Below are 14,645 nucleotides of genomic sequence, written 5' to 3' on the forward strand. Positions count from 1 at the left end.
TATCATAATCAAAATCATCCCATACATAAAGTCAGGTCAGATCACCATGCGGCGGGTATCAGATTTGTTCTTTCACCCATACCGCCATCTCGCGCTAATGCGATGATAAAAAAAACCTCCTGCAACCGTGCAGCACGGATACAGGAGGTTAGCTTTACATAATGTAAACATATTTACTTATCGTATAAGGTGAAAACTGTATTTTTCGTTTGTTCAGTCTGCCAGTTGATGACATCGTCATAACCCAAGCCTTGAGCTTTCTTAACCAACTCTTGCTTCAGCTTATCAAATTCTGCCTCATCTTTGGCAAACATCATCTTCCAGGAGTATTCTTTGATCGTCTTACCTACTTGGCTTCGTTTCAGTTTGATATCAGAAGGCTCATCCGCTGGCGGCTGTCCGTTAAAGAACGCTTTTGTTACTGCCACCTGATCGTTTTTAACGAACCATTCTTTATCTGTGAGCACGCCCATAGCTTCACGCCAGCTCTTCGTCACTGGATCTGGGTCACGAGTCAACTCAGAAGTCCAGCTTCTGAAATCATACGGTTCACCGTTATCCGGATTGATCTGGGATGTTGAGAGCGTTGTGTTATTCAGTTTCCCAAAATTACCGGCTCCGTCGTTCCAGATACCGCCGCCGTATTCATCCGGAACCGCTGTATCGCCATTGTACATTGCATTCTGTCCAAGCTCGGTTAACATCGGCTTTCCATCAGCATCCAGATCCCAAGCCAAACCTTTCGGACCGTTAAAGCCTTCCATCACGCCTTCGGGCGAGTACATCCAATCAAGAAAAGCCATAACGCGCTCGGGATGTTTTGTTTTGGAGCCGATGGACCAGATCCAGCCGCCGCCATAAGGGTTGAAGCCGGAAGAATAGATTTGCTGCTCCTGGAACGGTACCAGTGCAAAACCTTTGCCATCTGCTGTATTTTCCGGTGTGTTATACGTCGTGGTCAGCCAAGGAAACTGTGCGAACAGCACTTGGCCATCCTTGAATTTAGTCGACACATCACCGAATGTCTGGGTCAGAGAATCCGGATCCAGCAGACCCATCTGATTGGCATCAAAGTAGAACTTCAAGCCTTTCATGTAATAGCTGTTATCATCCAGCATCGGCTGAATATCAGGTTCGTCAGCTTTGACCAGAATCAGGCTGCCGGGGTTGAAACCATCACCTTCTGAATAACCGTGAAGCTGCGCATGTACTTTAGGCAGTGTAGCGAAATCACCATCCCAATCCGACCACAGAGAGAAGGCATACACTTTTTTACCGGATTCAGTTGTCGGCTGCTTTTCCTGCATCTGCTTCAACACCGGGAGATAGTCGTCCATTGTTTTGATTTCAGGACGTCCTAATTCCTCATACAGATCCCAGCGCAGATATGGACCGAAAGTCATCGTAGCGCCTTCACTTGGTCCGTCACCAGTTCCGACATTATGACCGATGCCATAAATTGCTGTTCCGCTGCCGTATTGCGTTTTGTTTGCTTCAAGAGCATCGGGAGCGTATTTCTGCATGTTTTTACCATAGTTGTCGAGCATGCCATTCTTGGTCCAGTCCAACAGCAAGCCAGCTTTGACTGCATCGGTATAATCCTTGCCGCCCATACCCACGATCAGATCACCCAGATCGCCGGAGGCCATCTGTGTAGCGAGCTTGCCCTCAAGTCCACCCTGAATAATATTTAATTTAATATTAAATTTGTCCTTTACTACCTTGGCAAACCAGCCTGGCTGTTCACCTGTAAAGTTAGCCAGCGTAGAAAATACATTTAACGTGACTTCTTCCTCTTGTGACCAATCTGTGATGACCTCTTTACTGCTTTCAGGTGTTTGTTTATCCCCATCGCTGTTATCTTTGTTTCCGCTGCATGCCGTTGTGAACACCAGCATCAGACATACAAACGCGATGAGTGCTGACCATTTTTTTTGTTTAACCATGCTTCTGGTAACCTCCCTTTAATAAATGAAAAGAATCAGCTTAATCCGCCCCTCCGTGCAGGCGTCTGCCCCACCTCCCTTCAAATATCAGAAAAAGAACAATTACACCTTATCCTTTAACGGCACCAATCATAATGCCTTTCACGAAGAACCGCTGAAAGAACGGATAGACCATCAAAATCGGGATCACCACGATCATCGTGACGGTTGTCCGGATGGAGGTTGCTGTCGGCATCATGGAAGCATCCACCCTCATCGCCCCGCCGGATTGTTTCATAATTTCCGCCACCGATGTCGCCTCATTCAAATACCGCCACAAAATAAATTGAAGTGAGAACAGCTTCTGGTCTGTCATCAAGAACAACGTGTCATAGAACTGATTCCACTGTCCAACTGCAGAGAAAATAGCGATGGTAGCCAGAATGGGTGTAATCAGCGGCATAACGATCTTCAGGAAAATCGTGAAGTAACCTGCGCCGTCCATCTGCGCCGATTCCTGCAGAGCAATCGGTGTTGACTCCACATAGGTTTTGACCAAAATGATAAAGAACGGCGATACGATCGCTGGCAGGATATATGCCATGAAATTGTTGATCATACCGAGGTCTCGCATAATTAAATACCAAGGGATCAAACCTGCGTTGAAATACATCGTGACGACGAGAAACCGGTACCAGAATCTTCGGCCCCACATCTCCTGCTTAGTGAACAGGAATCCGAGCAGCCCCGAAGCCGCTACGGTCACCAGCGTACCGATCACTGTCCGTCCGACAGACACGACGGCAGCTTGAACCAAACCGGGAATCTTGAACACATGGACATAGTTTGAAAATTGGATATCTTTCGGGTAAAACATCACAAGGCCCTTACTGCTCAGGTCATTATTGCTGATTGTATTAATGAACAAATAATAGAAAGGAAAAAAGCATGCCACCGTAATTAAGGTCAGTACAATATAGTTGATCACATCGAACAAGCTGAATTTCTCTCGGATTGCCATATCTATGTTTTCCCTCCATTTCTCTATCCTTCTAGATGATTGTTTCGCCGCGGACCGCCTTCGACAAGCCGTTGGCCAAGAACAGAAGGAACAGGCTCACGATAGACTTCATGATACTGACCGCTGTTGCAAAACCGAAGTTAGAGCCGGTAAATCCGACATTGTACACGTACAAGTCCAGTACCTCGATATTCGCCATGTTCATCGCATTTGCGAATACAAAATACTGCTCCATGCCGTTGTTAATAAAGTTTGCGATGGACAAGATCAGCAGGACAAAAAACGTAGGAATAATACCAGGCACCGTCACGTGCCAAATCTGGTGAAAACGGCTCGCACCATCCACTTTGGCCGCTTCATACAGTTCGGGATCAATACCTGTGATAGCCGCAATGTACATGATTGCGCCCCAGCCAAGTCCTTTCCATACTCCCCATAATGTCATGGCCAGCCATGTATTGTTGCTGGAGGCAAGGATATTGGTTGGCGTATCGATGAGCCCTAAGCTCATTAACAAATTGTTGAGAAATCCGTTATCTACCGAAAACAACATAAAAGCAAAGGAGTATACTAACACCCAGCTGATGAAGTTCGGCAGTGTTGTAAGGGTTTGCACCATTCTCTTAAATTTTGAGTTTCGCACTTCTGTCAGCAGAATGGCAAAGATCACCGGCAGCACGGATGTCAGAATTCCTAAAGAGCTGATAGCAAATGTGTTACGAAGCACCCTGATCATTTCATCCCGCTGCACCTCATTGGAGAACATGGCGGTAAACCAGTGAAAACCGATAAATTCACTTTTCGACAATGGAATCCCGGGCCTGAAATCATAAAACGCATATACCCAGCCGAATAAAGGCAAATACGAAAATATAAATCCAAGCACCAGAAATGGAAAAGCCATCAAAAAGAGCTTATATTTGTTCTTGATTTGAAAACGCTCTTTTTTTCTGGGTGCATTAGAAGCTTCTGTTAGACTGGCACTCATTGAAATCCCCCTTTTTTCTGTAACTGGCAATTTATAGGCAATCACATCTATACTATTTTAGTTTCAGTTGCATTTCGAAAACCTTGATTATATAGTCGTAAAATAGCATTATATAGACATGCATGGATCCGCTTATAAGGAGGGGAACACGTTTTGCGCCGTGTTTATTTGGATTGGTTTACAAAAGATGAACAGTTTCCGTTCTATATTGAGTACGGTGGTCATGAGGAAGACATGTATGTTCATAAACATCACAATTTCACCGAGCTCGTTATCGTACTCCATGGAAATGCAGCACATGTGATCAATGAACAATCCTATTTTGTGAAAAAGGGCGATGTCTTTGTCATCAACGGTGACACCCTTCACGCATATAAAGAACCCCGGCATTTTAAAATCTGCAATATTATGTTCCGCCCGGAAATCCTAAAATCAGCAGGTTCAGATCTGAAAAAGGTGAATGGGTTTCAGGCACTGTTCGTTGTCGAGCCGCATTTCCGCAATTTTCATCACTATCAGAGCAAACTCAGTTTGCCGATCCCGAACCTGGAGCATGTCTCTTCACAGGTCGACATGATGATCGAGGAATACAATCATAAGCCGCAGGGTTATCAAACGATGTTAGTCTCGAAGTTTATGGAACTTGTGGTTTACTTATCAAGACAATACGGCAGCATGGAGGCTGGCAAAGAAAGCCATGTGGCGCATCTTGCTAGTGCGATCTCTTTCATGGAGGATCATTACCTTGAGGCAGTCTCTTTGGAAGATATTGCGCGTCAATCGGAGATTTCTGTACGGCATTTGAACCGGATCTTTCAAACTTATTATGAGACAACCCCCATCTCTTACCTGCACCATTTGCGCATGGAACACGCCTGCAAGCTGTTAATGATGACCAAGCTTCCAATAACAGAGGTTTCTTATAACAGCGGTTTTAATGATAGCAATTATTTCGCCCGGCAGTTTCGAAAGATGTATGGCATGAGTCCAAAATCGTTTCGGAACAATGGAGGACCCTGACCTTCTGAACGATAAAAAACCTTCATTCGGGCGTCTGATATCGACATCTGAACGAAGGCGGCTTATCATCGAGCATCTTTCTTGCTAAAGTTCTTCATACGCTTTTTTAAGAATCGAATAACTGACAGCTCCCTGATAGCGGTGCGTAATGACTCCTTCAGGGTTCACGACAAACGTGGTTGGGTATGCTGTAATTTTGTAATCCTTACTAACCTTACCTTGAGGATCAAACAGGACGGGAGCTTCAAATTCCATGTTCTCAATAAATTGCTTTACATCTGCGGTGGAAGATTCCGTATGTGTCAGGTTAATTGCGAGAACGACTACATTATCATCCTTGTATTGTTGATGGAATTTCTCAATATGAGGCATTTCGACCCGGCAGGGCGGACACCATGTGGCCCAGAAATTAAGAATAACGGTCTGTCCACGATAATCTGACAAGGTCACAGGGCTGCCATCGATTGAAGATAATGTGAACTCCCTCGCTGCATTTCCGATATCTATGCCTGGTACTGTATCATAGACAGTCTGCGCTTCATCCCACTTTTCCTGCTGATAATCCGCTATGGCCCAAGCTGCCATTCCAAGAAGCATCACAGCGACAGCTCCGTTTCGTATGCTCACGTCAAAAGTCCCGGGTGTTTTTTTCAAGAATAGCTGAAATCCCAGCATACTGAAGACGATTACACTAACTGTGATCGTGACAACGAATGACCCCTGACCAAAAAAATACATAAGCAGAGTAAATCCGCCGTAAGCCGCAGCCAGCCAGGTTATTACAGCATCAACATAGACAATGAATGGGATTCGCTGTTTACGGGAAGTTAGCCACAGACGGATCAAGACATAAATTGCCGCAAGTAGCAAGCCCGTGCTGCCCCCATCATAATAGAGTAGTGACATTGGCTGTTCCATAACAATCCGCGTTTCCGTAACAATCAGACTCAACTTCCAGATGAAAAAAGCCGTTACCGCATGACCCACCAGTTCATTGAGTATCGTGCTTCGATGTTCATAATGAGCCAGGGAAAGACGAAGCTTCAGCACGAAATAACCGACAATATGAGAAAGCATCAGCAGAACCAACGTCAGATTTAACGTCAGCGGTCCGAGAGAGAAGGTTTGCTGCACAAGATAATCCTCCTTTGTTAATGAAACGACCCAGTACTTCCTTCTCAAAGGTACTGTACGCCATATAAAAAAACAAGCCAACTCCTGTAAGGTGCCGGCTTGTTTTGCTAAGTTTACGATGGGACTTGCTTATGCCAGCGCCCCGGCTCCTTCCGATAAGCCAGTGCGATCAGGCTCGCAGCCATAAAAGCACATAACAGATACATACTGGAATACGACATAAGATCAGCCATCGGTCCCATGATGACTCCTCCCAACGAGACACCGAGATCCGCCATGGCAATGAACAAACCAATGAGGATATTGCGGTTCACCTCCGGGAGCACAAAGGTCAAATAGGTGGTGAGCGATGGGTAAATCAGTGCTTGTGCAATCCCCATCAAGAGAGCTCCGCAATAAAAAATGGCTGCTCCATAATGAACCGCCAAGCTGACGCACAGAGCTGCTGAAGTTAACAGCAGCATGTTCAGCATCATAAAGGATGCGTGCCATTTGCCGTCAGAAGGAATTCTCTTTCGCAGAACAAATCGGGACAGAACCACCGTGACCGCCTGCAGCATGAGGTAAATACCTGCACTGCCCTGCTCAAGCTCTGCAGCATACAACGGGATAAAAGTCGTGACCGCGCCAAATACGATCGAAGCGATCAGCATCAGGACACTGCATCGGAATAAATAAGGATTATGTATCAGCTGCCCAAAGGATCGGAATATCATGCTTCCTCCGGCTGCCTTGGGAGGTTCGGACCGTTTTTCCCCGTTGTTCATTTTGACCGTGAAGCCAAAGCATCCGGTGCCGATCGCAATCACGACCATCACAACGGTGAAGCCCGTCATATCTCCAGATTGCCAAAGTCCTAATGCCAGCAGAGGACCGAGAATCCCGGGAATATAAGAAAACAATGAGTATAACGATATTCCTTGCGAGCGATCCTTCTCCGGCAGCGCATCAATAATACCGATCTGCAGAGCCATGGAGAAAAAAGCTGTCGATACCCCCTGCAGCATACGGGCTGCAAAATAACCCGTTAATTCGGTGAACGTATACAAGATCAAAGCAAGACCGTTAATCAGTAGTATGATGCGCAGGACCTTGATCGGACCGTGTTTCTGAATCATCTGTCCTGCCCACGGACGAAAGAACATGGTGGTAAACAAATAAGCACCCATAATCAATCCGATCGTCGTGTTAGTGGCTCCCAGGGACTCACCGCGGAGCGGGATGATAACATTTAAAATCGAGTTCGCACTAAAATAAAACAGCGTAAGGATATACAATCGCATAAAAGGCCAGGATAATGCTCCACTAAACAATGTTTGTCTCCTTTTCTTTCTCTAATTCAAAATGGTCATCTGCAGCAGTTTTTTTGCATAGTGTGATTGGACATCTTTTAATTGATCGGTGCTGACCATCTCTTCAATGCTCCCGTTTCTGAATATCATAATCCGGTCACAAATGTACGCGGCTGCCTGAATGTCATGGGTGATGAAGATGTAAGCCGTATTGATTTTGGATCTTAGATCTTTCAGTAAATCAAGGATTTGAAGCTGGACAGAGCCGTCCAGTGAGCTGATGGCTTCATCCAGCACAATACACTTGGGCGAAGTCGAGATCGCTCTTGCGATACAGACCCGCTGCGTCTCTCCGCCGGAGAGCTCGTGCGGATACTTTTTGCGATAATCCGAATGCAGCCCCACCTGCAGCAGTAAATCATCAATCAGGTCTGAATGTGATTTCAAGCCAGACTTCAGATTGTTTAAAGGCTCTTGAATTGCCTGCTCCACGGTAAAGAATGGATTAATGGATGACGTATAATCTTGAAAGACTGCGCTGATATTTCCGGCACGAATCTTTGCATCGCCTAGCCGCTTCCCTTCAAAGAGGATCTCTCCTGTATCCGGCCTCTCAATCCCCAATATCAATCGCCCGAGCGTCGATTTTCCACTTCCGCTTTCTCCGATAATCCCCAGGCATTCTCCCTGCCCGCACTGAAAGCTTACATCCTCGAGAACTCTCTGCTTATCTTTCTGGAACCATCCGCTTTTGTTATAAGATTTCGAAACACCGTTAACGCTTAGCAACTCCTTGTCCTCCCATGACCGATTTAAAATGATCATTCAATGTCTGTTTGGTTGAGACGAGATATCTTGTGTATTCATGCTTAGCAGCGGTGAATATCGACTCCGTACTTCCCTGCTCGACAATGACGCCATTCTTCATCACAAGCACTTCATCTGCCAGCTTCCTCACCATCCCTAAATCATGGGATACAAAAATCATGGAACAGCCCAAACGTTCACGCAGCTGAAGGAATTGTTCCAGTACTTCATATTGGGAGATGGTGTCCAGCGCTGTTGTTGGTTCGTCAGCAATAATGAGGTCTGGTTCAAGCACCAAGGCAAGCGCGATCATGATCCGCTGCAGCATACCGCCTGACAGCTGATGGGGATACTTATTCATGATCTCCATCGGTTCCTTCAGCATCACACTTTTCATTGCGATACTCATATGACCTGCAGCCTCGTGCTTGTTCCAGCCAAAATGCTGCTTCAGCGTTTCATACAAATGAACACCGACAACGGTAGAAGGGTCGAAGGCGCTCATGCCATGCTGCATGATCAAATACATGGTTTTTCCGCGCTTCTGCCTCATTTCCTTGTCTGAGAGAAAACTCAAATTCTCCCCATGCAGCAGAATCTCCCCTGACTGAGATACCCAAGGCTTGTTTAACCTCATGATCGCTCTGCAGGTGACGGATTTCCCGCTTCCGCTTTCACCCACCACGGCCAGACAGCTCTCCGCATTCACCTTAAAGGAGCTGTCATGCAGGATCACTTCACCACTGCTTTTATCCCATACCTTCAAATGATTAACTTCCAGAAAATTGGGCAAAGACTACGCCACCTCCTTCTCCTGAAGCCTTGGAGTGGTTGTTCCAGCAAAGTCACCGGCCTTGTGTTTCGAGGTCCTTAATTTCGGGTTAAGCGCAACCTGTAAATAATCAGAAAAAAAATGGATGGCCGAAACAACAATCATAATACTCAGTGCCGGGGCCACCATAAATTCCGGTCTGGAGAACATGACCCCTCGTGCCTCATTCAGCATCATACCCCATTCGGCGTGCGGCGCCTGGATTCCAAGTCCTAGAAAAGAAAATCCGGAGATCTGCAAAATCATAGAGCCGAATGAGCTGCTGGCTGTGACCGCAATATCCGATAACGTGACTGGAACAATATGCCTGTATATAATCTTGAAAGGCTTAACACCGATCGCTTTGGAGAATTTCACATAATCCGACTCACTATACTGCAAGACGGCTGTTCGTATAACACGTGCAAACCAGGCCCATTTCATCAGAATGAAGGCTGTTAATATATTTTCCAGACCTACGCCTAGAATGCCGACAATGGCCAGTGTCATTACCGTTCCTGGAAATGACAGCATCACATCGCAAATTCGCATCAGCAGTGCATCGATCTTTCCTCTAAAGTATCCGGCGATGAAGCCCAGCATTGCTCCGATCCCGACGGAAACGGCCAAAGCTGCGAACACCCACAAAATACTGGGACGAATGCCGTAGATTAAACGGGATAATATACATCTGCCCAGATGATCATTGCCTAACCAATATGTCCAGGAGCTGCCTGCATACCGGAGGACCATATGGACCTCGTAAGGATCGTGAGGTGCAATGAATGGAGCGAACAATCCTGTGACCATAACAAGTGATATGATGGAGAACGACAACAGGGCCAGCTTATCCTGCAGCATATTTTTCCACATCTTCATCTACAAGCCTTCTCTCAATTTCGGGTTTATTGCTGCATTGATCATGTCCGATACAGTGTTGAACAGGACAAAGGCTGTGGCAAGCACAAGTACATACGCTTGAATCATTGGAAAATCCCGGCTTAGAATCGACTTCACACTAAGACTCCCAAGGCCCGGCCAAGCAAACATGTTCTCGACTACTACAGTGCTTCCCAGAATAATTGGAACCGCCATGCAGAATACAGAAACGGCGACCTGAAGTGAGTTCCTTAATATGGTCTTCGTAATTTTATGCTCAGGTAAACCGCATGCTCTGCCGTACATCACATAATTCTCATTCAGATTATTGAGCATGGAGCTTCGAATAATCCGGAAGTAGAGACCTGCATAACTGACTGCAATGACAATCACTGGCAAGATGTAGCTGGATAACGAGTTCATTCCGCTTGTCGGCAGGAGATCCAGCTTCACAGAGAACAGCCAGATCAGAATCGCCGCCAGCGCGTAAGAAGGCATTGCGGTCACAAAGAATGAAATTCCCCTTACGGTTTTATCTGTCATTTTACCTTCTCTTAATGCGCACACAACACCCAATACGATAGACAGCACAATGATCAACAGCGCTGAAACCATCGTCAACTTTACGGTATTAAGAAAGGCAGGGGCCAGGAGTGACCATACCGGCTGCCCTGTGACGTAAGAATCTCCGAAATCCAGCTGCAAGCAGGAAGCAAACCACGCCAGATAACGGATCAGGAAGGGCTGATCCAATCCCAGCTCCTGCTTGGTCTGGACCATAAGTTCCTCCGTAATGACTGGCACACCCTGAGCCTGCAGGACCACCTCAGCCGGATCCAAAGGAGACAAATGAATCAGCACAAAGGTCAGAAATGAGATGATCAGGAGCAGCGGAATGGATATTAAAAAACGTTTGATCATGTATTTATACATAGACATCTCCTCTGGTTAAGCAGCATTACTTAAAGCTCATACGCTCAAATGGCAGCTCGAACTGAGTTTGTTTAAAGGTAATGTCCTGCAGATCTGCTGGAGCTACAATCGTGACACTGCCGTTAGTCAAAGGGATAAAGACTGCTTCATCGTGTACCATCGTCAGAATATCCTTGTAAAGTGCTTCTCGTGATGGCTCATCCTTGGATACCATGACCTCTTCAATCTTTTGATACAGCTGGTCTGCGTTTGACATGCCCTTGGTGGTGTGCAGATATGAAGCATCGGATGTAAAGGCTGATATCGTGCTTTGTGGATCGTATGCGAGTCCCCAGGTCTGATTAAACAGCAGATCGTAATCCCCCGTTGATCTCCGGTTAGCAATCGATGAGGATTCCTCCCCGACCAGTTCCATCTGCACGCCGATCGTTTTTAAGGAGCTCTGAATAAACTCAGCCTGCGTCTTCTGCGAATTGGAATGAATATCGAAATAAACCTTCATAGCCAGCGGATTTCCATTTTTGCTCCGTACAGCTTGACCTTCTTCTACAATCCAGCCTGCTTCTTCAAGAAGTGTCTTTGCTTTCTCTGGATCATAAGCGCGCTTTTGCAAGTCAATATCAGCGTAGTTCACGTTGGATGAGAAAAGGGTTTCCGCAGGTGATTCAGAACCGTTCATAATCTGCTTGCTGATCGTCTCGCGGTCTACGGCATGCCAGATGGCTTCACGCACAGCCTTTTCACTCACGGGATGACCGGATTTGCTGCTGTTGACGACAATCATCTTAGTGTTCATCGGCTCACTCCGAACGATCTGATAATTACCGGAATCTGCTAATGTGTTCATCGCTTCCACATCCAGACTGTCAGTACCTCGGTCATCTGTGAAGACAAAATTCACTTCCCCTTTTTGCAGCGCCAAATACGTTGTTTCTCCGGCTGGAAGAACCTTGGATGTGATTTTTTTGATCGATGGTGCTCCCCCCCAATAGTTTTCATTGGCTTCGAAAGTAGCGTATTGATCAACCTGATGTTCCTTTAGGATGTATGGACCGGTGCCATTGAAGCTGCTGACCCCATCCTTGGTTTCGCCATTGATAAAACTTTTGGGCGAGATAAACACATAAGGTCTGGTCATGGACAACTCAACTAGTGCAGGATAATAAGCTTCCGACAATCTCAGCTCCACGGTATGTTCATCGATGACATTGCAGCTCTCGATCTTGGTAGACAGCTTGATCCAGGAATGCTTACTGGCATTGCTCTGCACAGCCTCAATATTTTGCTTCACGGCTTCAGCATTAAAGGGCGCTCCGTCGTGAAACGTTACATCCTTTCTCAGATGAAAGGTATATACTTTGCCGTCTTGCGAAATGTCCCAGGATTCGGCGAGCAGAGGCTTGATTCCTCCCTTGGTGTTTTCCACGAGTGATTCATAGACCTTCCCTTGTGCCGGCATTGAGCCTGGATACAAATGCGGGTTCATATCGTTAATATCTTTGGAAGAGGCATAGATGATTTCTTTCGGCGTGTTCTCGGACCCGCCTGCTGTAGATTTTTCGCTGCAGCCTGCAATCAGAACCAGGGCTGCGGTAATTAATGATGTGAACATTCTTTTTTTCACGTTAAAACTTCCTCCTAATGGGTGCAATTTATGATGTGCTTGCTTCCAGCAGTGTTTCAATTTCACGGCAAATCATCGTGACATCCTCTTCAAAGCTCTGAACGAGAAAGGCATTGGACAGCCGAACATCAGACTTGGCGGCAGCAGCTGTTTGAAGCTTATGCTCGTAGGCCGATATAAACTGGTCGATCATGGGACAGTCCACCTGCAGAAAGCGCGCGATCCCTTGTATGATTTTGATCCGGTAATAATCCTCTTTCGGCATTCTCGGGACTTCCAGCTCCCCATCTCTGTTGACAAACAACGTTCGGATTGGAACTGCTGAAAAATCAAAATACCTACCTTCAGCATCCGGCTCTGAGAATGGGTCTATCAATAAGGACGTATAACGGACATACAGCAAATACTGCTGATGGATGGAATCCAGTTCCGTGAAATGGTCAATGTCCTGCCTGGACAAGCTCTCTGGCCGTACCGGATAATTATCGTCGGTCATAAACTGAAGGAGATTTACACCTTTGAGACTCATCTTCTCTACAACGGACGTGATTTCTTTCCACAGGGCCAGCATAGTACTGATCAGTGTCTGAGTTATAGGTCCTTCGGGAAACATTTTGTATACATACTTCCGGACGCTGTTATCTCCAAAAATGGCGTTTAATGAAAACTCATTCATGAACAGCGGCGGATGAACATATAACGAAATGTTTCTTGTTTCTGCTTCTATCGGTGAGTCCATGACGCCAAGTGTTAAGCCTAACGATTGAAGCAGTTCACTCCAGCGGCTTATCGCTTGGGATGACTTATGCGTCGAACCGATGTACAATTTTTTCTTCACGCCTGTGGTGATCACCTGATGTCCCGGTTTGTCGTCTTTCCACCTTGTATCCCCTAAGTACGTGGAGAAGCTGATGACTTCGGCTTTACTTTCAAGAGTACTTAAATAATGTTTGACCAGGCTGTTTGAGCCAAGCGTAGGTGAGACTAATAGGAGAGTTTGTGCTTGCTTGAGAACATCTCGGTGTATCTTTTTTAACACTTCAATGTAAGCATCAGTCGTTACGGCGAGGATTAAAGTATCCCATGCCCCTGACACTTGCTCATACCCCTGAAAAATATGATCGATTACGCATTCACCTTTAAGCGGTAAATGTGCATCATTTTGCACCTCGGCTGAAATAAGATAGCCCTTTTTCTCAAGCGACTTGAACAGGGTCTCTGAGCGGACAGACACCCTCCCGGCGATTCCTACACAAGCCTTCCATTTCTGCTTCATCAAGACAGCCAATTGGAGTGAAGCGGGTCCGGTGCCTAAGATCAGCACGCTTTGAGTGTTATCTGCTCCCGGTGTGCAATCTGCCGGTAAATGTTCTCTATGTATGTTCATTGTTCGCTCTTCCGGTACAACGCAATGTCGAAGACCTGTTGAGGCTGTGAAACATTATGGACCATGGTCCATTGTGAAGAATCCACATCTTGTAGGGGATAATTAAACAGTGATTTCAGGCCGTCTCCGTATCGCATCGCGATGACGACATCTTCCCGAGATAAGGCATGAAGCTGGCTCAGCAGCTGAAATTTCTCTTTGATCGTCGAGGCAAATACGATATGAGTCGCTTCCCTCGTGAATGGCAGCTGATCCACTGTCACCTGTTCGATGCGTATGTCTAGAGAATCTCCTAGCAGCGTAATAACCTGTCTTGCCAGTTCATTTGCTTCCGGGTCAATATCGATACCTACCACTTCTGCACCTGTACGTTCAGCGATAAGCAGTGGTGTCATCGGGAAGGCACCTGATCCGATCATAAGCACCTTGGAATCCGATGAGATCTCAAAACTGCCAAATTCGGTTTCAATGCAGGATTCAATATTACTGAAATAGTCTGCAATCTCATTTCTGTTTTTCAGAAGTTCAGCAGCACGGTGCTTTTCCATTGCCCAAACGCAGTAAGCAGACTGCTCTCTTAGCTGAGAAACGATGCTGCTGAAACGAAGATCAGAATTTTGCTGTACAGACTCCCAGAGAATTTCGTAATCACGGTTCAATACAAATGAAGTAAACGCACCAATGACGTTTTCCATCTCCTCATAATTTTCTTTTCCTTGCTGAAACGACAAATTAAGTTCACGGAATTGCTGGAGAAAAGAATTCAGCTGCTGCAGCAAGACTTCTTCTGTTGTTATCAAACTTTTCTAACCCCCTGTCCTGTT

Annotated in this window: 13 protein-coding genes; 1 reads left to right on the top strand and 12 read right to left on the bottom strand. The window is 46.1% G+C overall.

Going from position 1 to position 14,645, the window contains the following annotated elements; translation table 11 throughout:
* Positions 1-173 precede the first annotated feature (173 nt).
* The 3 genes from HII30_RS17975 to HII30_RS17985 all read right to left on the bottom strand — a co-directional run bounded on the left by HII30_RS17975 (position 174) and on the right by HII30_RS17985 (position 3,934).
* On the bottom strand, positions 174-1,946 hold the full coding sequence (locus tag HII30_RS17975) for an extracellular solute-binding protein (protein WP_169506429.1): 1,773 nt from the start codon (positions 1,944-1,946) through the stop codon (positions 174-176).
* Positions 1,947-2,055: 109 nt separating this feature from the next.
* Entirely contained in the window at positions 2,056-2,946 is an 891-nt protein-coding gene (locus tag HII30_RS17980) for a carbohydrate ABC transporter permease (RefSeq protein ID WP_169506430.1), read from the bottom strand.
* A gap of 31 nt (positions 2,947-2,977) precedes the next feature.
* Positions 2,978-3,934, bottom strand: coding sequence for an ABC transporter permease (locus HII30_RS17985; protein WP_169506431.1), 957 nt, complete (start codon positions 3,932-3,934; stop codon positions 2,978-2,980).
* Positions 3,935-4,087: 153 nt separating this feature from the next.
* On the opposite strand from HII30_RS17985, the gene HII30_RS17990 reads away from it, so the two are divergent.
* On the top strand, positions 4,088-4,954 hold the full coding sequence (locus tag HII30_RS17990) for a helix-turn-helix domain-containing protein (protein WP_169506432.1): 867 nt from the start codon (positions 4,088-4,090) through the stop codon (positions 4,952-4,954).
* An 84-nt stretch (positions 4,955-5,038) separates the two neighbouring features.
* Here the strand turns inward: HII30_RS17990 and HII30_RS21950 are convergent, their stop codons facing one another.
* From HII30_RS21950 to HII30_RS18035, 9 genes are all read right to left on the bottom strand, one after another.
* Complete coding sequence (locus tag HII30_RS21950) at positions 5,039-6,088, bottom strand: redoxin domain-containing protein (RefSeq protein ID WP_169506433.1); 1,050 nt, start codon at positions 6,086-6,088, stop codon at positions 5,039-5,041.
* A gap of 113 nt (positions 6,089-6,201) precedes the next feature.
* A complete protein-coding gene (gene cntE, locus HII30_RS18000) occupies positions 6,202-7,371 on the bottom strand; it encodes a staphylopine family metallophore export MFS transporter CntE (protein ID WP_169506495.1) in 1,170 nt (389 codons plus the stop codon).
* A gap of 51 nt (positions 7,372-7,422) precedes the next feature.
* Entirely contained in the window at positions 7,423-8,169 is a 747-nt protein-coding gene (locus HII30_RS18005) for an ABC transporter ATP-binding protein (protein ID WP_169506434.1), read from the bottom strand.
* A complete protein-coding gene (cntD, locus tag HII30_RS18010) occupies positions 8,156-8,980 on the bottom strand; it encodes a staphylopine uptake ABC transporter ATP-binding protein CntD (protein WP_169506435.1) in 825 nt (274 codons plus the stop codon). The genes HII30_RS18005 and cntD overlap by 14 nt, the downstream gene beginning before the upstream one ends.
* 3 nt (positions 8,981-8,983) lie before the next feature.
* The gene (cntC, locus tag HII30_RS18015; RefSeq protein ID WP_169506436.1) at positions 8,984-9,877 is read right to left on the bottom strand and encodes a staphylopine uptake ABC transporter permease subunit CntC; all 894 of its coding nucleotides are present in this window, start codon (positions 9,875-9,877) and stop codon (positions 8,984-8,986) included.
* Complete coding sequence (gene opp1B, locus HII30_RS18020) at positions 9,878-10,810, bottom strand: nickel/cobalt ABC transporter permease (RefSeq protein WP_169506437.1); 933 nt, start codon at positions 10,808-10,810, stop codon at positions 9,878-9,880. It abuts the gene before it with no gap.
* 25 nt (positions 10,811-10,835) lie between these two features.
* Positions 10,836-12,422 (bottom strand): staphylopine-dependent metal ABC transporter substrate-binding lipoprotein, encoded by a 1,587-nt coding sequence (gene cntA / locus HII30_RS18025; protein WP_169506496.1) that lies wholly within the window; start codon positions 12,420-12,422, stop codon positions 10,836-10,838.
* Positions 12,423-12,462: 40 nt separating this feature from the next.
* Positions 12,463-13,821 (bottom strand): opine metallophore biosynthesis dehydrogenase, encoded by a 1,359-nt coding sequence (locus HII30_RS18030; RefSeq protein ID WP_169506438.1) that lies wholly within the window; start codon positions 13,819-13,821, stop codon positions 12,463-12,465.
* The gene (locus HII30_RS18035; protein WP_169506439.1) at positions 13,818-14,621 is read right to left on the bottom strand and encodes a nicotianamine synthase family protein; all 804 of its coding nucleotides are present in this window, start codon (positions 14,619-14,621) and stop codon (positions 13,818-13,820) included. Before HII30_RS18035 ends, HII30_RS18030 begins: the two co-directional genes overlap by 4 nt.
* Positions 14,622-14,645 lie beyond the last annotated feature (24 nt).

Origin of the sequence: Paenibacillus lemnae, from assembly GCF_012933385.1 — a bacterium.
Taxonomy (GTDB): domain Bacteria; phylum Bacillota; class Bacilli; order Paenibacillales; family Paenibacillaceae; genus Paenibacillus_AQ; species Paenibacillus_AQ lemnae.